We start from the raw sequence: 19,114 nt of genomic DNA, 5'->3' as shown, positions 1-19,114 counted from the left end.
AGGAAAACTGATGTTCCGTTTTCTGGTGCTGAGCGCCTGCCTGGTCGGTGTTGTCCTGGGATTGACGATGACGGCCATTCAGAGCGCTGGTGTTACCCCGATTCTTCTCGCCGCTGAGCAGTATGAAGTCAGCGACGATGCGCATGCCTCGTCTGGAAGCCAAGACGGTCATGAACATGGCGGCCAGGCCAGTCACCATCATGACGAAGAAGCCTGGGCACCGGACGATGGTGCCGAGCGTCTGTTCTATACGGCGGTTTCCAATATTCTCGCCGGAATCGGCTTCAGCGCCATCCTCCTGGTGCTGGTGAACCAGCTTCACGAACGTGGCCGACTGTCGTTGACCGTGGGTCGTGGACTGCTGGTGGGTGGGCTTTGCTATCTCGTGATCTTTGTCGCGCCGTCTCTGGGCCTGCCGCCTGAAATCCCCGGCACATCGGCCGCCGCCCTCGAATCGCGCCAACTGTGGTGGCTCGCTGCTGTGTTCATGGCTGCAGCCGGCCTGGGGATACTGATTCTGGCGCGTGGCTGGAAGCGTGGGCTCGGACTACCCTTGCTGGTGATGCCCTATATCTGGGTGCCGACAAATGAAGGTCCGCTGTTCGCTCATCCGGATCCGCAATCAGTGGCTGAACTGACCGTGCTTCATCACGAATTCATCTGGGCCTCCGGACTCACCAATCTGGCGTTCTGGCTGCTGGCCGGTGTGCTGTGTGTCATTGCCCTGAAGCGTCTCACCGGTACGATGGGTGGTCATGATGACCTCCAGTGAGTTCCCCTTTGCCGCCGTCGTCGGCCAGGAGGCGCTCAAGACCGCCTTGCTGCTCAACGTCATCAATCCCCGAGTGGGTGGCGTGTTGATCAGTGGTCCACGGGGTAGTGCCAAGTCCACCCTGGCGCGGGCGCTGGCATCGATCCTGCCCGATGATACCGAGGGGCGTCGGCCGCCATTCGTCACGCTACCGCTGGGTGCCAGTGAGGAACGCTTGACCGGCAGCCTGGATCTGCAGCGGGTACTGTCCGAACAGGAGGCGACTTTCCACGAGGGGCTACTGGCGAAGGCGGATGGCGGCGTACTGTACGTCGATGAGGTCAACCTGCTGCCGGATACACTGGTGGACCTGCTGCTCGATGTGGCCGCGAGCGGCACCAACATCGTCGAGCGCGACGGCATCAGCCATACGCATCCCGCGCGCTTCAGCCTGATCGGCACCATGAACCCGGACGAAGGGGAGTTGCGCCCCCAGTTGCTCGACCGCTTCGGCCTGTGTCTCGAGCAGGAATCGGTGGTGAGCGTCCGGGAACGGATGGCCATCGTGCAACAGAGGGAGGCTTTCGACCGCGATCGTCATGCCTATGTCGCGGCACATGCGGACGACCAGGCAGCGCTGACCGAACGCATTCGGCAAGCGCAGCAGGCGCTGGCCGAGATCACTACGGATTCCTGGGTCTACGAGCATATCGCTCAGCGCTGCGAGAATGCCGGTGTCGAGGGCCTGCGGGCGGATGTGACCTGGCATCGAGCGGCCCAGGCGCATGCCGCTTGGCGGGGCGCGTACACGGTAAGCCAGACCGATCTGGAGACCGTCGAACCCTGGGTGCTTGCGCATCGCCGAACTCATCACCACTCTCCACCCTCTCCGTCACCCGGCACGCCGCCCCCTCCCCCCAGTGGCGGGAACGCCGATGCCGAAAGAGAGACGTCGTCCGCCAGCGGTGACCAAGCCGGTGCCTCGCAAGCACAGGGTCAATGGGGTGCCATGCCGCCAGTAACCCAGCAGAGCCTGAGCGTGCCGGCCCCGAACTTGCCGGAGATATCCGCGGACGTCCGCGCGACATCCTCGTCATCGGCCACTTCCTCTTCCGCACGGCTGCGCAAGGGGCACCAGCCGGGACAGCGCCGATCACACGGCGAGACACAGCAACCGGACTGGTTCGCCACTCTGATCGCCAATCGTGGGCACTGGCCCTGGCGTCAGCTGCGCTATCGCAAGGCTCGCACCGGTCAGCCGGTGTTGCATGTCATCCTGCTGGATACGTCCGCTTCGACGCTGGGCCAGCAGCTGCTGGCTCGAGCCAAGGGCCTGGTCGACCAGCTGGCGCGCCAGGCCTATGCCGCTCGGGAGCAGATAGCGGTGCTGGGTTTCGGCAATGATGGCGTCACGCCGATCCAGCCGCGGTGCCGCGCTCCCAAGGTGATGCGTGAACGGCTCGATGCCGCAAGCGGTGGCGGTGGCACGCCGATCCGTGACGCCATCCTGCAGGCAGCGCGCCTGATCCGCCAATGGCGGCGACAGGACACCGGCCTGCATGTGCGAACCTACCTCATTACTGACGGTCGCACCCGGCAATCCCTGTCTGGCTTGCCGTCGCTCGGTGACTGCATCGTCGTGGATACCGAGCAGGCTGCCGTCAAACGCGGCCAGGGAGTACGTATCGCTCGGCAACTGGGCGCCCTGTACCGGCCCATGTCTAGCCTAGAGTCCAGCCTGGAGGCCACATGACCGAGCGCGACGAGATCCGAGCCGAGAGCCATTCCGGCACGCCGGCGGACCTGGGGCTGAGGAGAGCGGCCTGTCCCGCGGTCTTTATCGCTGCGCCGGCATCGGGGCAGGGCAAGACCACGGTAACGGCAGCGCTGGCTCGGATGCTACGCAACCAGGGCAAGGTGGTCCGCGTCTTCAAGACAGGGCCGGATTACCTTGATCCCCTGGTACTGGCTCAGGCGTCGGGCCAGCCGGTCGATCAGCTCGATCTGTGGATGGCCGGCGAGGCCTATTGTCGCCGGCGTCTGTTTGATGCCGCCCGCGAGGCGGACCTCATCCTGGTGGAAGGCGCCATGGGGTTGTTCGACGGCGAACCGTCTAGCGCCGATCTCGCAGCCTTGTTCGGCCTGCCGATGGTCATCGTCATGGACGTGAAGGGGATGGCCCAGACCGCGTCGGCACTGGTGGCCGGCCTGGCGGCCTTTCGTGACGACATCCACATCGCCGGGCTGATCGCCAACGCCTGCGGTTCACAGCGCCACCGGGAACTGATCGACGCAGCGCTGCCGGCCACCCTTCCTCTGCTGGCGGCGGTGGCACGCAATGCGACCCTGGCCCTGCCTGAAAGGCATCTGGGGCTGGTTCAGGCCGAGGAGGTCCGCGAGGATCTGGAATCCCGCTTCGAGGCCGGCGCCAAGGCGCTGCTGGCCGAAGGGCTGGCGGAGGCACTCCTGCAATTGCCGCCGGTCATCTTTGATGCGGTGCCCGACAATGACACGATACCGCTTGCGCTTCACGGCCGGACCATCGCCGTGGCGCGGGATGCGGCATTCAGCTTCATCTATCAGGCCAATCTGGAACTGCTGGAACGCATGGGAGCGACCCTGCGCTTCTTCTCGCCGCTGACCGATGAATGTCTGCCACCTTGCGATGCTCTCTGGCTCCCGGGCGGCTATCCCGAGCTCCACACCGCGTCGTTGGCGGCGAATGCTTCCATGCGGGATGATATCCGCCGCTTGTTTACCGCGGACAAGCCGATCCTCGCCGAGTGCGGCGGCATGCTCTACTGTCTGGAAACCCTGACGGACTACGACGGTCGAGCCCATACCATGCTGGGTCTGTTGCCCGGGCATGGCGCCATGCGAGGGCGGCGAGGCTGTCAGGGGATGCAGACCGCCGAGCTGCCTGAGGGGGCGATCCGGGCCCATGCCCATCACCGCTCGCTGGCGGAGGGAACTCCCGAGCCGATCGGTCATGGGCGGCGCCAGCGCCATTCCGCGCCGGGGGAGGCCATCTATCGCGAGCGACGCCTGACGACGACCTATCTTCACCTGTTCTTTCCCGACAATCCCGCCGCCGTGGCCCGCCTGTTCGAGCAGGGCCCGGTGCCGGCACGCGAGACCATCGATACTGAGGAATCCAACGGATGCGACTGAACAAGATCCCCGCCACGGTTGTGACCGGTTTCCTGGGCAGTGGCAAGACCACGCTGCTGGCCAGCATACTGCGTCAGGTGACCGGTAAACGCATTGCCGTCATCGTCAACGAATTCGGCGAGCAGGATATCGACTCCGACCTGCTGCGCGGTTGCGCCCTGGGCTGCGAAGACCAATCCGCCGTGGAAGACGAAAGCGGTATCTACGAACTGGCGAATGGCTGTATCTGCTGCACGGTGGAAGAGGAATTCCTGCCGGTGATGAAGACGCTGGTGGCCCGCCGGGACGATATCGATCATATCCTGATCGAGACCAGTGGCCTGGCCCTGCCCAAGCCGCTCGTCCAGGCGTTCAACTGGCCGGAAGTCCGCCAGCATTGCACCGTCGACGCCATCATCACCGTGATCGACGGGCCGGCGGTCGCCGCTGGCCGTTACGCCAGCGACGTCGACAAGGTCGCGGCACAGCGTCAGGCCGACGAGTCCCTCGATCATGACCCCAGCCTGGGTGAACTGCTCGACGACCAGTTGAGTGCGGCCGATCTGGTGCTGGTCAGCAAGACCGACCTGCTCGACCCAACCGACCAGGCACGAGTCGAGGCCCTGGTTCAGGCGCGCGTTCCCGAATCGGTCAAGACCCTGTTCGTCGACCAGACCCTGGCCACGGATACGGCTCGACTGGAAGCGTTGATGGGCATCGGTGCGGCGAGCGAGGACAGCATCGACCGTATCGAGAACCACCATGACCGCCATCATGCCGAGGGAGCGCACCACGATCACGCTCACGATCACTTCGATTCCTGCGTGATCCGGCTGGGGGAAGTCGATGGCGACGTCCTGGCGGACAGACTCCAGCAGTTGTTGAAGACTCATGAGATCTATCGGGCCAAGGGTTTCGCGGCGATTCCGGGCAAACCCATGCGTCGGGTGATCCAGGCCGTGGGGGAGCGTCTGGATGGCTATTTCGACCGGTTATGGGCGCAGGACGAATCGCGCCACACCCAGATTGTCTTCATCGGCAAGGCGCTGAACAGCCATGACCTGCACGCGGCCCTGGCAAGCGCCGAAATCGCGGCGACCGCCTGATGCATCTTTTCGCCGCCAAGCCCGGAGGCTTCGTCGACGATGAAGGTATCGTCGACCTCCAGCAGAGCCCTGCCGAGATCGTCATCCTGTCAGCCGCCGACAGCAGTCTGTCGGCCCTGGCACAGGGAGTCGATCACCTCGGTAACGATTACCCGACGGTACGGCTCGCCAACTGGATGAACCTGGTCAAGCCCGCTGCCTACGATCTCTACGAGGATCGTGTACTGGAAGGGGCACGACTGGTGATCGTCTCGCTGATGGGGGGCAGTGCCTACTGGCAATACGGGCACGAGCGTCTACTGGCCTGGGCTGCCGCCGGCCAGGGACGCCAGTTGATCCTGGTACCCGGCTGTGATGCCCCGGACGATGCCTTGCTGGGCGAATCCAGCGTGCCTTTCGAATCGGCTCACCGAGTCTGGCGCTACCTGAGAGAGGGTGGGGTGGACAATGCCGAGCAGTTACTGCGCTTTGTCGGCGTGGAGTGTCTGGGATTGTCGCTGACGTGGCAGGAACCCAAGGCGGTGCCCGCGGCTCTGCTCTACGATCCTCGGATAGCGGGTCGGCAGGAAGCGACGCTGAGCGAATGGCGAACTCGTCGGCAACCCGGGCGTCCGGTATGCCTGCTGTTGTTCTACCGTAGTCATCTACAGGGCGCCAATACCGCTGTACTGGACGGCCTGATCGAGGCGCTGCGAGCCCAGGAGATCGAGCCGCTGGCGGTGGCCGTGTCGTCATTGAAGGAGGAGTCCTGCATTGCCTTCGTCAATCATCTGATCGAGCAGACGGGCGCCATGCTGGTGGTCAACACCACCGGTTTTTCCGTCAACCGCAATCCGGACGATATGGACGCGCTGGGTGGCGAAGTGGTCGACAGTCTCTTCGTCGGACGGCCGATGGTTCTGCAGGCGATCCTGGCAAGCAGCACCGAGGAGGATTGGCAGGCTGCGGCGGGTGGCCTGCATAGCCGCGATGTAGCCATGCAGGTGGTCCTGCCGGAGATGGATGGCCGGATCATGACGCGCGCGGTGGGTTTCAAGACGGAGGCTCACTATAGCGAGCGCTGCCAGCTGTCGGTGACCCGCCATGCGTTGCATGCGGAGCGCACTGCCTTCGTCGCCCGGCTGGCGCGTCGCTTCTGCGACCTGCGCCGGACCCCGAACCGCAACAAGCGCCTGGCGCTGGTGCTGGCCAATTATCCCAATCGTGATGGCCGCATCGGCAACGGCGTTGGCCTGGATACGCCGGCATCTACGCTAGAGATCCTGCGGGCGCTGGCGGCGGCGGGCTATCCGGTGAGCGACGTGCCGGAGGACGGTGACGACTTGATCCGGCTGTTGCAGGGCAGCGTCACCAATGATCGCCATGTCCTGGAACAGCGCGGCTGCTGGCAGAGCATCGGACTCGATGAGTACCTGGCGTGGTTCCAGACTCTGCCGGCATCGCTGCGGGAGTCGGTATGGACGCGTTGGGGGGCGCCGTCGGACGATCCCAAGTGCCGGCAGGGACGGCTGATGATCGCCGGGGTCCGTCTAGGGGAGACCTTCGTCGGGGTTCAGCCGGAGCGGGATTTCATCGACGATCCGACGCAGACCTACCACGATACCGAACTGGTGCCGCCCCACAGCTATCTGGCGTTCTATCTCTGGCTGCGTGAATACTACCAGGTGAGTGCGGTGATCCACGTCGGCAAGCACGGCAACCTGGAGTGGCTGCCGGGCAAGAGCACGGCGCTCTCCGCCGATTGCTGGCCGGACATCGCCCTGGGACCGGTGCCGCACTTCTATCCGTTCATCGTCAACGACCCGGGCGAAGGCGCCCAGGCCAAACGTCGCAGTCAGGCCGTGATCATCGATCACCTGATGCCGCCGCTGGCTCGCGCCGAACTCTATGGTGCCATGGCGGAACTGGAAGCCCTGACCGACGAGTATTACCAGGCCCTGGGCATGGACCCCCGGCGCGAGGCGTTGCTGCGCGAGCAGATCCTGGCACATCTGCATCGCACCGGCATCGACCAGGAGCTGGCGCAGACAGCGGATGACGAGTGCTTGCTCAATGAACTGGACACCTATCTGTGCGATATCAAGGAGTCCCAGATTCGTCATGGCCTGCATGTGCTGGGCACCCTGCCTCCCCGCGACAAGCTGGCGGGAACCCTGGTCGCCATCTTGAGACTGCCACGTGGAGACGGGCCGGCCCATCGCGGCCTATTGCACAATCTGGCGGACGACCTGGGGTTGCAGGCAGAGGGCGGTCACTTCGATCCCCTGATGGCCGGGGCCGAACCCTGGCACGGTCCGAAGCCACCGGCCCTCGCCGAGCTGGCGGCATCCGCCTGGCGTACCGGTGCCGACACCCGTGAGCGCCTGGAGTGGCTCGCTCACCGAGTGATCGCTGACTACGTACTGGAGCCAGGCTGCCTGGCTTCCCTGGCCGATGACTATCCGGCGACCGCCGAGCAGTGTCGCTATGCTCGCGACCGCCTCTGGACCGCCATCCAGCAGGGTGCCGAGATGGAGATCCAGTCGCTGCTGGACGGGCTCGACGCCGTCTTCGTTCCGCCCGGTCCGAGCGGTGCTCCCAGCCGTGGGCGTCTGGACACCCTGCCCACCGGGCGCAACTTCTTCAGCGTCGACAACCGTTCGATTCCGTCGCCCGCCGCCTGGTCCCTGGGCGAAAAATCGGCCCAGACATTCGTCGAGCGTTACCTGCAGGATAATGGCGATTACCCGCGCCGGCTGGGGCTATCGATCTGGGGTACAGCGACCATGCGCACCGGTGGCGATGACATCGCTCAGGCCTTCGCCTTGATGGGAGTGCGACCGGTCTGGTCGCTCGGCTCGCAGCGGGTGATCGACATCGAGGTGATTCCCGCCATGCTGCTGCAGCGCCCCCGAGTGGACGTCACGCTGCGGGTCTCCGGCTTCTTCCGCGATGCCTTTCCCAATGTCATCCGGCTGTTCGATGTCGCGGTGCAGGCGGTAGCCGACTACGAGGAGCCAGGCGACGCCAACACCATCCGTACGGCGGTGTTGACGCGTCGCCAGACCCTCGAAGACCAGGGGCTTTCCCAGGAAGAAGCAGCCCGGGAAGCCGGTTACCGGGTCTTCGGTACCAAGCCCGGCGAGTACGGCACCGGCCTGAATCGGCTCATCGATAATCGCGACTGGGACAGCGCGGACGATCTGGCCGAGGCTTATCTCGGCGCCGGTGCCTACGCCTACGGTCAGTTCCCGGAATCCGGCACCGCTGCACGGGGGGCCTTCGAACACCAGCTCAAGGGCCTGGATGCGGTGATGCAGAATCAGGACAACCGTGAGCATGATATCCTCGATTCCAACAGTTACTATGCGTTCCAGGGCGGCATGGCCAATGCCAGCCGCGCCCTCGCCGGGCAACCGCCGGACATTTATCATGCCGATCATGCCAATCCGGCGCAGCCGCGGATTCGCCCGCTCAAGGAGGAACTGGCCAGGGTGATCCGCTCGCGGGTGCTCAATCCCAAATGGATCGAGGCCATGCGCGAGCACGGCTACAAAGGCGCTTTCGAGATGGCCGCCACGGTGGACTATCTGTTTGCCTATGATGCCACCACCGACCTGGTGGCCGACTACCAGTACGCTCAGGTCAGCGAGACACTGGTACTGGAAGACGCCAACCAGGCGTTCCTGCGCGAGCATAACCCGGCGGCGCTGGAGGAGATGGCCGAGCGATTACTGGAAGCCGCCCAACGCGGGATGTGGCAGGAGCCCGGCGAACAGGGCCAGGCCCTGCAGGATCTGCTGCTGCAGATCGACGAGACCAGGGAGGTCGGCTCCCATGGTGGCTGAGCCGCGGATCAAGGGCTGGTGCCCCGGGGCCTGGCGACCCATGGCGACCGGCGATGGCCTGCTGGTGCGCGTCCGGCCTCGCCTGGGGCAGTTTACCCGGGATCAGATGCTGGCACTGTGCGAAGCAGCCGAAACCTTCGGTAGTGGCCTGATCGAACTTACCAGCCGCGCCAATCTGCAGTTGCGCGGTGTGACGGAAGCCGCCTGGCCCGGGTTGCTGGACTTCCTTGTCGAGTATGAGTTGGTCGACCCGGATCCGCACAGCGAACGTCGACCTCAACTGTTGCTGACGCCGGACTGGCGAGCGGGTGATGCCACGCATGAGACGGCCTGCCTGCTGCTGGCCCGCCTCGCGGATATGGCGGAACTGCCGGACAAGATGGGCGTCGCCATCGATGCCGGTGAGGCACCGGTGTTGGGCGAGGTGTCCGCGGACTTCCGCATCGAGCGGTCGGCATCCGGTACCTTGCTGGTCCGGGCCGATGGGCAGGAGCTGGGAACACCGGCGAACTCATCCGCGGCCGCTGTCGAGCTGCTGGTACGGCTGACACACTGGTTCGTCGCCAGTGGCGGGCGGCAGTCCGGACGGATGCGTCGACACAAGGCGCCGCTGCCGGGCTGGGCTCCTGCCTCGATGCCACCCGCCGGGGCCGGTCCTCGGCTGGCATTGGGTAAACACGCGCGTGGTCAGGTATTTGGCCTGCCGTTCGGGCGGGCGCCGGCATCGGTACTGCGCGCTGCGCTCGATTCCGCTGCGTGCACCGCCGTGCGGGTGACGCCCTGGCGGCGTCTGCTGGTCGAGGGGAGTGACCAAGGAGAGATATCGATCCCGGGCCTTTTGGACGATGACAGGGATCCACGCTTGGCCATGCAGGCGTGTCCGGGGGCCCCTCACTGCGAGCAGGCGAGCGTCGAGACGCTGGGCCTGGCCGAGCGTCTGAGTGGACGGGTCGAGGGCTCCGTCCATGTCTCCGGTTGCGCCAAGGGCTGCGCCTGCCGGCAGCCGACCGACCTGTGTCTGACGGGTCGGGATGGACGCTTCGATCTGATCCTCAGTGATCGTGCCGATGGGACGCCGGTTGCGACCGGACTCAACGAATCTGATGTCTTGGCTTATCTGGAGAATGAAGATGCCTCACGTCTATGAAACGGACGGCCCGGCCATCTACCGGGAGTCCTTTGCCATCATTCGGCGCGAGGCCGAGCTGGATCGCTTCGCGCCAGAAGAGGAACCGGTGGCCGTGCGCATGATCCACGCCGCCGGCCTGGTGGATCTTGCGTCATCCATTCATTTCCGCGGTGACGCGGTGAACCGGGCACGCGAGGCGCTGGAGCGGGGCGCGCCGATTCTGTGTGACGCCCGTATGGTGTCGGAGGGCATTACGCGTAAGCGCCTGCCGGCTGATAACGCCACACTCTGTACCCTGCACGATGAACGGGTTCCCGGCCTGGCTCGGGACCTGGACAACACCCGCTCGGCGGCGGCAGTGGAGCTCTGGCGGCCCTATCTGGACGGGGCGGTGGTGGCGATCGGCAATGCGCCGACCGCTCTATTTCACCTGTTGAACATGCTGGAAGCGCCGGATTGCCCACGCCCGGCAGCCGTCATCGGTTGTCCGGTGGGCTTCGTGGGGGCCGCCGAATCCAAGCAAGCGCTCTGGGCGAACACGTCGCTGCCCTGCTGCATCGTGCGCGGGCGACTCGGCGGCAGTGCGGTGACGGTGGCCGCCATCAATGCCATGGCGGATCGTAGCGTATGACGCAGGGAACCATTTACGGGGTCGGTCTCGGACCGGGCAGCCAGGATCTGATGAGCGTCAGGGCGGATCGGCTGATCCGTGGGGCCTCGCATGTCGCCTTTTTCCGCAAGAAGGGCCGGAGCGGTCACGCCCGCAGTATCGTGGACGGCATGATGGCAGCCGAAGCCATCGAGTTGCCGATGGAATACCCGGTCACCACCGAGATTCCGTTCGACGACCCGCGTTACAACGAACTGCTGTCGGCCTTTTATGAAAAAAGCGTCGCTCAACTGACCGAGATAACCGATGCCGGCCGCGATGTGGTGGTGTTGTGCGAAGGCGATCCGTTCTTCTACGGCTCCTTCATGCACCTCTATACCCGCCTGCAGGGGCAGGTACCGGTATCGGTCGTGCCCGGCATCACGGGTATGTCCGCCGCCTGGACCGCCACCGGGCAACCCGTGACCTGGGGCGACGACATCATGACCGTGCTGATGGGCACCCTGCCGGAGGCGATGCTGGTCGAGCGCATCGCGGGGGCCGACGCTCTGGTGGTGATGAAGATCGGGCGCAACCTGGACAAGCTTCGACGGGCGTTGGCCCGGGCCGGCCGGGCGGATGAGGCCTGGCTGATCGAATACGCCGCCATGCCGCAGGAGCGGGTGCGGCCGTTCAGCGATGCCGGCGACAGCGTGCCGTATTTTTCCATCCTGGTGATTCATGGCAACGGGAGACGGCCATGAAAGGGTGGCTGAAGATCGTTGGCCTGGGCCCGGGTGCCGAGGCGATGGTCACGCCGGAGGTATCGGCTGCGTTGGCGGATGCCACCGATGTGGTGGGCTATGTGCCCTATGTCGAACGGGTGGCGCCACGCCCGGGGCTTGTGCGCCACGGATCGGACAACCGCGAGGAGATACGGCGGGCGGAACAGGCGCTACAAATGACCGCCGACGGCCACCGGGTCGTCGTGGTTTCGTCGGGAGACCCGGGCGTGTTCGCCATGGCCGCGGCGTTGTTCGAGGCGCTGGAGGCGGCTGGGTCCGATTGGCGAGCGCTGGACATCCAGGTATTGCCGGGCATCTCCGCCATGCTGGCGGCCAGTGCACGGCTTGGGGCGCCGCTGGGACATGATTTCTGTTGCCTCAATCTGTCCGACAACCTCAAGCCCTGGGCCCTGATCGAGAAGCGTCTGCGGCTGGCTGCGGAGGCGGATTTGGCCATGGCCTTCTACAATCCTCGCTCCCGGGCTCGGCCGGAGGGGTTCGGCCGCGCGCTGCAGGTGCTGCGGGAGGTCTGTGGGCCGCGACGCCCGATCATGTTCGCGCGGGCCGTTTCCACACCGCAGGAAACCCTGCGGGTCACGACCCTCGACGAGGCCACACCGGATATGGCCGACATGCGCACCCTGGTGATGGTGGGATCCAGCCAGACGCGGTATCTCGAATACCATGGGGGGGCGTGGGTCTATACGCCGCGTTCGGCATCATGACCGAGCCAATCCAGGACCGTGTCGACGCCGTGGGCTTCCTGACGCGGAGGGGATGCCGGCCGCTCGATCATCACCACCGCCAGGCCCAGTTGGCGAGCCGCGGTGAGCTTGGCGACCGCACCGGTGCCGCCGGCATTCTTGCATACCAGGCATTCGACGCCATGCTCCCGGAACAGGGCCAGGTCGCCATCCAGGCTAAAGGGACCACGGTCGAGGGTCACACTGTGATGAGGCAGGGGCGGCGGAGTCTCGGGATGGTCGACCAACCTCAGCAGGTAGTGGTGCTGGGGCTGGGCCGAGAAGGCATTGAGGTGCATGCGCCCGATCGCCAACAGCACCCGCTGTGGCGGACCGGCCAGGGCATTCACCGCCGCCGCGACATCGGCGACCCGTGTCCAGCGATCGCCGGCCATCGGCTCCCAGGGGGGCCGGGTCAGGGCGATGCAGTGAATACCGCTGCGCTGGGATGCGACGACGGCGTTGTGGCTCATGCGTTCGGCAAAGGGGTGAGTGGCATCGACCAGATGGGTGATGCGCTGCTCTGTGATGAAGGCGCTCAGACCTGCCACACCGCCAAAACCGCCGACGCGGGTAGGCACTGGCTGCGGTCTGGGCACGGTTACCCGGCCGGCATAGCTGAACAGGGTGGGAATCGAGCGTTCGGCCAGGGCGCTGGCCAGGGCACTGGCTTCAGAGGTGCCCCCCAGGATCAGGACTTTCATTGGGGCTTCTTGAGCTCCTTTCCCATTCAAGCTGTTGGCAAGATGAACGCCGGGGACAAGGCGGAGCGAGGGTCTTTTGCCATGGGTGAGGCGGACCCCGCCGAACGGGCTGGCCACGGATGGCCAACCCCGGTCCTGCAAGCGGCGCAGGAAGCGATAGCGCCGCAGGGCAAAAGTAGCGCCCATGGAGGGGTTTACAGCGCCCTCGCGGAGGCTTGGCGCCGGAACAGCTCATCTCCGTTACTGGGATTCAGATGATGGCTGACGTTGACGACGCTCCCTGGCTGACGATTCTAGGCTGGGGGGAGAGTGGCACAGAGGGACTCACAGCGGCAAGCCGCAGCGCGCTGGAAGGTGCCGAGGTGGTCTTTGGCGCACGTCGTCATCTGCGCCTGTTGCCGCCTTTGGCTGCCGAGGTGCGGGAATGGCCGGTACCTTTCGCGGACGGTATCCCCCAACTATTGGCCGAGCGCGGCCGCCGGGTCGTCATGCTGGTATCCGGCGATCCGTTCTGGTTCGGGGCAGGGACCAGCCTGGCGCGCGACCTGGATGAGCGAGAGTGGCGGGCACTGCCATCACCCTCCACCTTCAGCCTGGCCGCATCACGTCTGGGCTGGCCACTGCAAGGCTGTACCTGCCTGGGCCTGCATGCCAAGCCCCTGACACGGATCCGGCCTTACCTGCAGCGCGAACGGCGCTTGCTGGTGCTGGTGAAGGACGGGGCCGCCGTGATCGAACTGGCCGGCTGGCTGGTGCGCTTCGGTTTCGGCGCCTCTCGGCTGCATGTACTGGAAGCGCTGGGCGGTGACGGCGAGCGCATCCGCACCGTGCAGGCCGATACCTCCCTGCCAGACGATATTCTCCACCCGGTTGCGGTGGGCCTGGACGTGGCCGGGGATGGGCCGGTCTTGCCGCTGACCGCCGGTCGCGCGGATGACTGGTTCGAACACGACGGCCAGATCACCAAGCAGACCGTGCGCGCCATGACCCTGGCGGCCTTGGCACCGACACCGGGGGAGCGGTTGTGGGATATCGGAACGGGGTCGGGTTCGATTGTCATCGAGTGGCTGCTGGCCCATCCGGACAACCAGGCCGTGGCCTTCGAGCGTGCCAGTGAGCGTGCGGCGCGGGCGGAGCGCAATGCGCGCCTGTTGGGCGTCGACTGGCTCGAGGTGGTGGAAGGAAGCGCCCCTGAGGCACTGGGCGATCGCTCGCCGCCCGATGCGGTCTTCGTCGGGGGCGGATTGTCGGAGACGCTGCTTGACACGCTGTGGCAACGTCTGCCGGCCGGCGTGCGTCTGGTGGCCAATGCGGTGACGCTGGAGTCCGAGGCCCTGCTGTCCCATTGGCATCAGCAGGCCGGCGGTGAACTGTTACGTCTCGAACTGGCCACCGCCGCTTCCATCGGCAGTCGGCGGGGCTGGCAAGCCAGTTATCCCATCGTGCAGTGGCGGGTGACCCGGTGAGCGTGGCGAGTGATCCGGTAACAGTGGCCGGCTTCGGCTTGCGCCGGGGCGCGCGTCTGGAATCGCTGAACGAGGCGCTGGAGCAGCTCGAGTCACGCTATGGCGGTGTCGACCGGCTGGCTGCGACCCGGACGCTGTGGCCGCTGGTGCAGGCACTGGGGCGCGTGCGAGGGATCGGGGTGATCTCCGTGGCCGATGCGGACCTGCCGTCCGCCGCCACTCTCACTCGCTCCAGGCACAGTCTGCAGGCCCGGGGAACGGGCAGCGTCGCCGAGGCTGTCGCCCTGCTGGCGGCGGGGCCCGGTGCGACCTTGCTCGGCACCCGGCTGGTTTCAATGGATCGAATGGCCACCGCCGCGGTGGCCAGAGGAGTCTGAGCATGACGATACATTTCATCGGTGCCGGTCCCGGCGCTCCGGATCTCCTGACGTTGCGTGGGCGGGATCTCATTGCATCGAGTCCCGTGTGCCTCTACGCAGGCTCGCTGGTACCTGAGCAGGTACTCGAGCACTGCCCGGAAGGGGCTCGCATCATCAACACCGCACCTCTGTCGCTGGATGAGATCATCGACGAGATGCATAGCGCCCATGCCGCAGGTCTGGACGTGGCCCGATTGCATTCCGGGGACTTATCGGTCTGGTCCGCTACGGGAGAGCAGTTGCGTCGGCTGCGCGAGCTGGACATTCCCTATGCCATCACCCCGGGGGTGCCGTCCTTCTCTGCGGTGGCCGCCGCCCTGGGACAAGAGCTGACCCTGCCAGGGGTAGCGCAATCCGTCGTGCTGACCCGGACACCGGGACGGGCCAGCGCCATGCCGGACGGCGAAACCCTGGCCAACTTCGCGAAGACCGGTGCCACCCTGGCGATTCACCTGTCCGTCAATAAGCTTGACCGGGTAGTGGAGGAACTGGTGCCCTTCTATGGCGGCGATTGCCCGGTGGCCATCGTATGGCGAGCCAGCTGGCCCGATGAGCGGGTGGTTCGAGGACAGTTATCGACGATAGCTTCCCGGGTCGATGACAGCCTGCAGCGGACGGCGATAATCCTGGTGGGTCCGGTGCTGGGCAGTGAGGATTTCCAGGAGAGTTGTCTGTATGCGCTCGGCTATGACCGCCGGTTCCGGCCCCAGTCGGCGGACTCGCCCTTCGCCGGCACTGCCCCTGTCCCCGGCGACGAGGGGGAGGTGTCATGATCCAGCTCTCGCTGATCGGCATCGGCACGGGCAACCCCGATCATGTCACCCTGGCCGCCATTCGGACCCTCAATGCGGCGGATCTTGTTCTGCTGCCGCGCAAGGGAGACGCCAAGTCGGATCTGGTCGACCTGCGTCGGTTGCTGTGCCGGGATCTCCTGGAGTCGTCATCACGGACCCGGGTCGTGGAGTTCGATCTACCGCACCGCGACGCCAGTGCCGATTATCTGGGCGCGGTGGACGACTGGCACGGGGCGATTGCACATGTCTGGGCGGAACTCATGGCGACCCATCTGCCGGCGGGCGGACGAGTCGCCATGCTGATCTGGGGGGACCCGTCGCTGTATGACAGCAGTCTGCGCATCGCCAAGCGCCTGAGTGCTGCCGGGCAGGCGGTTGAGATGGAGGTGGTGCCGGGAATCACCAGCCTGCAGGTCCTCACCGCCGAGCACCGTATTCCCCTCAATGCGATCGCCGAGCCGGTCCAGATCACCACTGGGCGGCGTCTGCGCGAGCGCGGCTGGCCCACTGATGCCGCCAGCGTCGCGGTCATGCTCGACAGTGGGGGCGCCTTCGAGGCGTTACCGCCTGAGGGCCTTTACATCTGGTGGGGCGCCTATCTGGGCATGGACAAGCAGAGCCTGATCGACGGCTGGCTGGTGGACGTGGCTCCGTCGATCATCACGCACCGTGCTGCCCTGCGCGAGCGGCACGGCTGGATCATGGACGCCTACTTGCTGGCTCGGACGCCAAGCTTGACGGACGGCCAAATCGACACCGCAGGAGGATGAAATGCAGAAAGTCGACCCACAACGCCATGCCGAGCGCATGACTCACAAGCAGAAGATCATGAACGAGCGCATCGCTGCCGCCGACAAGGAGCAGGGCGTGCTGCTGGTGCTCACCGGGCCGGGCAAGGGCAAGAGCAGTTCGGGCTTCGGCATGCTGGCCCGTGCGCTGGGCCACGGTATGCAGGTCGGTGTGGTGCAGTTCATCAAGGGCAAGTTCCAGACCGGTGAGGAGGCCTTCTTCCGCCAACTGCCCAATGTCGACTACCACGTGATGGGCGAGGGCTATACCTGGGAGACCCAGGATCGCGACAAGGACATCAAAGCCGCCGAAGCCGCCTGGAGCGAAGCTTGCCGGATGCTCGCCGACGATAGCTATGATCTGGTGCTACTCGATGAACTCAACATCGTTCTGCGGCACGCGTATCTGGATATCGACCGGGTGCTGGACGACCTGCAGGCGCGTCCGCCCATGCAGCACGCCATCGTCACCGGCCGCCATGCCCCCGAGGCGCTGGTGGAGTTGGCGGATACCGTCACCGAAATGAAGGTAGTCAAGCATGCCTTCAAGGAGCAGGGGGTAAAAGCCCAGCAAGGTGTGGAACTCTAACCGCCTGATCATGCACGCGACAATTTGCCGATGGGAGAGTGTCATGAACGACTCTAACGCCCCGTTCTCGGAACAGGAAAAGGATGGCCTTTACCGGGCCATCCATGAGCGTCGAGACGTTCGCTCCCAGTTTCTGCCGGATCCGATTCCCGCCGACGTGCTGGCTCGTCTATTGGACGCTGCCCATCACGCCCCTTCGGTCGGATTCATGCAGCCCTGGGATTTTCTGTTGATCGACAGCCTGACGGTACGCCGGCGGGTCCATCGAATTTTCCAGCGTGAGAACGAACGGGGGGCATCGCAATTCAGCGATGAACGACAGCAGACCTATCGAAGCCTGAAGCTTGAAGGCATTCTGGACGGCCCCATCAATCTCTGCATTACCTGTAACAGGAATCGTGGTGAAGGACCGGTGTTGGGGCGTACCAGCATTGTCGAGATGGATCTGTTCAGTACCTGTCTGGCGGTAGAGAATCTTTGGTTGGCGGCGCGTGCCGAAGGCATTGGTGTCGGCTGGGTCAGTATCATCGACCCGAACGAACTTGCCGAGGTACTGGAATTGCCCGATGCCGTATATCCACTGGCCTATCTGTGTCTGGGCTATGTCAGCGAATTTCTTGAGCGGCCGGAACTGGCCAAAGCAGGCTGGCGCCAGCGTCTGCCGTTAACGGAGCTGGTGCATGGCAATGGCTGGGGCCAGCCACTGGACAATGACTCACTGCAGGTGGCGCTCGATGACATGAGGGAGAGGCACGCGTGACCACCTTGATGATTCAAGGCACGACTTCCGATGCCGGCAAGAGCACAGTGGTGGCGGCCTTATGTCGTTGGTTGGCCCGGCAAGGGGTGTCGGTGGCGCCGTTCAAACCCCAGAACATGGCCCTCAATAGTGCAGTAACGGCGGATGGGGGAGAAATCGGCCGGTCTACGGCATTGCAGGCGCTGGCCTGCGGTATCGAGCCGCATAGCGACATGAACCCGGTCCTGCTCAAGCCACAGAGCGATCGTGGCGCCCAGGTGATCCTGCGTGGACAGGTGCATGGCAATATGGATGCGCTGGATTACCATGCCTACAAGGCCGAAGCTCGGGACTCCGTGGTAGCGGCCTGGCAGGCATTGTCCGAGCGTCACGACGTGATTGTCGCCGAAGGTGCAGGAAGCCCGGCCGAGATCAACCTGAGGACCAACGATATCGCCAACATGGGGTTCGCCGAGGCGATCGACTGCCCGGTGCTGCTGGTCGGCGATATCGACAAGGGTGGCGTATTCGCCCAACTGGTGGGCACGCTGGCGTTGGTATCCGACAGTGAACGTGCACGAATCCAGGGATTCGTGATCAATCGTTTCCGGGGCGATCGGGCATTGCTGGAGCCGGGGCTGGCTTGGCTGGGCGAACGTACCGGCAAACCGGTCCTCGGCGTCTTGCCTTACCTGCACGGGCTGGTGCTGGATGCCGAGGATGCCGTTGGTACCCGTAGCGACAGTGAGCCCGGTGCCCTGAAAGTGATCGTACCGGTGCCGCCCCGGATCAGTAACCATAACGACTTTGACCCATTGCGTCTGCATCCGGGGGTCGACATTCGATTCATCGGGTCCGAGCAACCGATTCCACCGGCCGATGTCATCCTGCTGCCGGGGAGCAAGAGTACGCGCAGTGATCTGGCGTGGCTACGCGCACAGGGCTGGGAACGAGCCATTCATCGCCACCTGCGTTATGGAGGCATGGTCTATGGCATCTGCGGCGGTTTCCAGATGCTGGGAACGGCACTGCATGATCCGGCGGGTCTCGAGGGTGAGCCCGGATCGACCCCCGGACTGGGGCTGCTGGCAATGGAAACCCGCATGGTGGTGGGCAAGCAGCTGGAGAACGTCGCAGGCCGATTGCTGTTGGAGACCGAGCGGGACATCCCGGTGACCGGCTATGAGATCCATAACGGCGTCACCACAGGCGAGGCGCTTGAACGACCACTAGTGCGTCTTGGTGATCGAAACGATGGCGCAATCAGCGAAGACGGACAGGTGATGGGCAGTTATCTACACGGCATCTTCGACCACCCGGATGCCTGTACCAGCCTGCTGCAGATACTGGGACTCGCCTCGACCCCACCAACCATCGACTATCACCAGCACCGGCAGCAGACGCTGGATCGGTTGGCGGATGCCCTGGAGGAGAGTACGGATACGGATGCGCTTATGGCGCTCGTTACATCCGCCTAGTCTTCACACTTCTATAGCGTATGTTCGGGATTGTGCTGAATCCTGACCTTAACCGGA

General features: G+C 64.8%; 17 protein-coding genes. 16 read left to right on the top strand and 1 reads right to left on the bottom strand.

The window, feature by feature from the left end:
- Positions 1-10 precede the first annotated feature (10 nt).
- Genes FVV99_RS01950 through cobJ form a run of 9 tightly spaced genes read left to right on the top strand, consistent with a single transcriptional unit; the run spans position 11 to position 12,062 of the window.
- Positions 11-772 carry a CbtA family protein gene (locus FVV99_RS01950; RefSeq protein ID WP_148252315.1) on the top strand — a complete coding sequence of 254 codons (762 nt, stop codon included), beginning with the start codon at positions 11-13 and terminating at the stop codon, positions 770-772.
- Positions 756-2,504: an AAA family ATPase gene (locus FVV99_RS01945; protein ID WP_148252313.1), complete on the top strand. Its 1,749-nt coding sequence runs from the start codon at positions 756-758 to the stop codon at positions 2,502-2,504. The genes FVV99_RS01950 and FVV99_RS01945 overlap by 17 nt, the downstream gene beginning before the upstream one ends.
- Positions 2,501-3,922, top strand: coding sequence for a cobyrinate a,c-diamide synthase (locus FVV99_RS01940; RefSeq protein ID WP_148252311.1), 1,422 nt, complete (start codon positions 2,501-2,503; stop codon positions 3,920-3,922). The genes FVV99_RS01945 and FVV99_RS01940 overlap by 4 nt, the downstream gene beginning before the upstream one ends.
- Positions 3,913-5,007 (top strand): cobalamin biosynthesis protein CobW, encoded by a 1,095-nt coding sequence (gene cobW, locus FVV99_RS01935; RefSeq protein ID WP_148252309.1) that lies wholly within the window; start codon positions 3,913-3,915, stop codon positions 5,005-5,007. The genes FVV99_RS01940 and cobW overlap by 10 nt, the downstream gene beginning before the upstream one ends.
- Positions 5,007-8,834: a cobaltochelatase subunit CobN gene (cobN, locus tag FVV99_RS01930; RefSeq protein WP_148252307.1), complete on the top strand. Its 3,828-nt coding sequence runs from the start codon at positions 5,007-5,009 to the stop codon at positions 8,832-8,834. The genes cobW and cobN overlap by 1 nt, the downstream gene beginning before the upstream one ends.
- The gene (locus FVV99_RS01925; RefSeq protein WP_148252305.1) at positions 8,824-9,981 is read left to right on the top strand and encodes a cobalamin biosynthesis protein CobG; all 1,158 of its coding nucleotides are present in this window, start codon (positions 8,824-8,826) and stop codon (positions 9,979-9,981) included. Before cobN ends, FVV99_RS01925 begins: the two co-directional genes overlap by 11 nt.
- A complete protein-coding gene (locus FVV99_RS01920) occupies positions 9,965-10,594 on the top strand; it encodes a precorrin-8X methylmutase (RefSeq protein WP_148252303.1) in 630 nt (209 codons plus the stop codon). The genes FVV99_RS01925 and FVV99_RS01920 overlap by 17 nt, the downstream gene beginning before the upstream one ends.
- Positions 10,591-11,316: a precorrin-2 C(20)-methyltransferase gene (gene cobI / locus FVV99_RS01915; protein ID WP_148252302.1), complete on the top strand. Its 726-nt coding sequence runs from the start codon at positions 10,591-10,593 to the stop codon at positions 11,314-11,316. Before FVV99_RS01920 ends, cobI begins: the two co-directional genes overlap by 4 nt.
- Positions 11,313-12,062 (top strand): precorrin-3B C(17)-methyltransferase, encoded by a 750-nt coding sequence (gene cobJ, locus FVV99_RS01910; protein ID WP_148252300.1) that lies wholly within the window; start codon positions 11,313-11,315, stop codon positions 12,060-12,062. Before cobI ends, cobJ begins: the two co-directional genes overlap by 4 nt.
- Here the strand turns inward: cobJ and FVV99_RS01905 are convergent.
- On the bottom strand, positions 12,038-12,784 hold the full coding sequence (locus tag FVV99_RS01905; RefSeq protein ID WP_148252298.1) for a cobalt-precorrin-6A reductase: 747 nt from the start codon (positions 12,782-12,784) through the stop codon (positions 12,038-12,040). The two genes, cobJ and FVV99_RS01905, sit on opposite strands and share 25 nt — an antisense overlap.
- Positions 12,785-13,041: 257 nt before the next feature.
- On the opposite strand from FVV99_RS01905, the gene cbiE reads away from it, so the two are divergent.
- Genes cbiE through FVV99_RS01870 form a run of 7 tightly spaced genes read left to right on the top strand, consistent with a single transcriptional unit; the run spans position 13,042 to position 19,057 of the window.
- Complete coding sequence (gene cbiE, locus FVV99_RS01900) at positions 13,042-14,250, top strand: precorrin-6y C5,15-methyltransferase (decarboxylating) subunit CbiE (protein ID WP_148252602.1); 1,209 nt, start codon at positions 13,042-13,044, stop codon at positions 14,248-14,250.
- Positions 14,247-14,627 carry a cobalamin biosynthesis protein gene (locus FVV99_RS01895; protein ID WP_148252296.1) on the top strand — a complete coding sequence of 127 codons (381 nt, stop codon included), beginning with the start codon at positions 14,247-14,249 and terminating at the stop codon, positions 14,625-14,627. The genes cbiE and FVV99_RS01895 overlap by 4 nt, the downstream gene beginning before the upstream one ends.
- Positions 14,628-14,629: 2 nt before the next feature.
- A complete protein-coding gene (cobM, locus tag FVV99_RS01890; RefSeq protein ID WP_148252294.1) occupies positions 14,630-15,442 on the top strand; it encodes a precorrin-4 C(11)-methyltransferase in 813 nt (270 codons plus the stop codon).
- A complete protein-coding gene (gene cobF, locus FVV99_RS01885) occupies positions 15,439-16,233 on the top strand; it encodes a precorrin-6A synthase (deacetylating) (RefSeq protein ID WP_148252292.1) in 795 nt (264 codons plus the stop codon). Before cobM ends, cobF begins: the two co-directional genes overlap by 4 nt.
- Position 16,234: 1 nt before the next feature.
- Entirely contained in the window at positions 16,235-16,840 is a 606-nt protein-coding gene (gene cobO / locus FVV99_RS01880; RefSeq protein WP_148252290.1) for a cob(I)yrinic acid a,c-diamide adenosyltransferase, read from the top strand.
- Between the two features lie 43 nt (positions 16,841-16,883).
- Positions 16,884-17,600: a 5,6-dimethylbenzimidazole synthase gene (gene bluB, locus FVV99_RS01875; RefSeq protein ID WP_148252288.1), complete on the top strand. Its 717-nt coding sequence runs from the start codon at positions 16,884-16,886 to the stop codon at positions 17,598-17,600.
- Positions 17,597-19,057 (top strand): cobyric acid synthase, encoded by a 1,461-nt coding sequence (locus FVV99_RS01870; protein WP_148252287.1) that lies wholly within the window; start codon positions 17,597-17,599, stop codon positions 19,055-19,057. Before bluB ends, FVV99_RS01870 begins: the two co-directional genes overlap by 4 nt.
- The last annotated feature ends 57 nt before the right edge of the window (positions 19,058-19,114 follow it).

Origin of the sequence: Aidingimonas lacisalsi (assembly GCF_008079445.1) — a bacterium.
Lineage (GTDB): Bacteria > Pseudomonadota > Gammaproteobacteria > Pseudomonadales > Halomonadaceae > Aidingimonas > Aidingimonas lacisalsi.
This window is presented reverse-complemented; position numbering and strand designations above follow the sequence as displayed.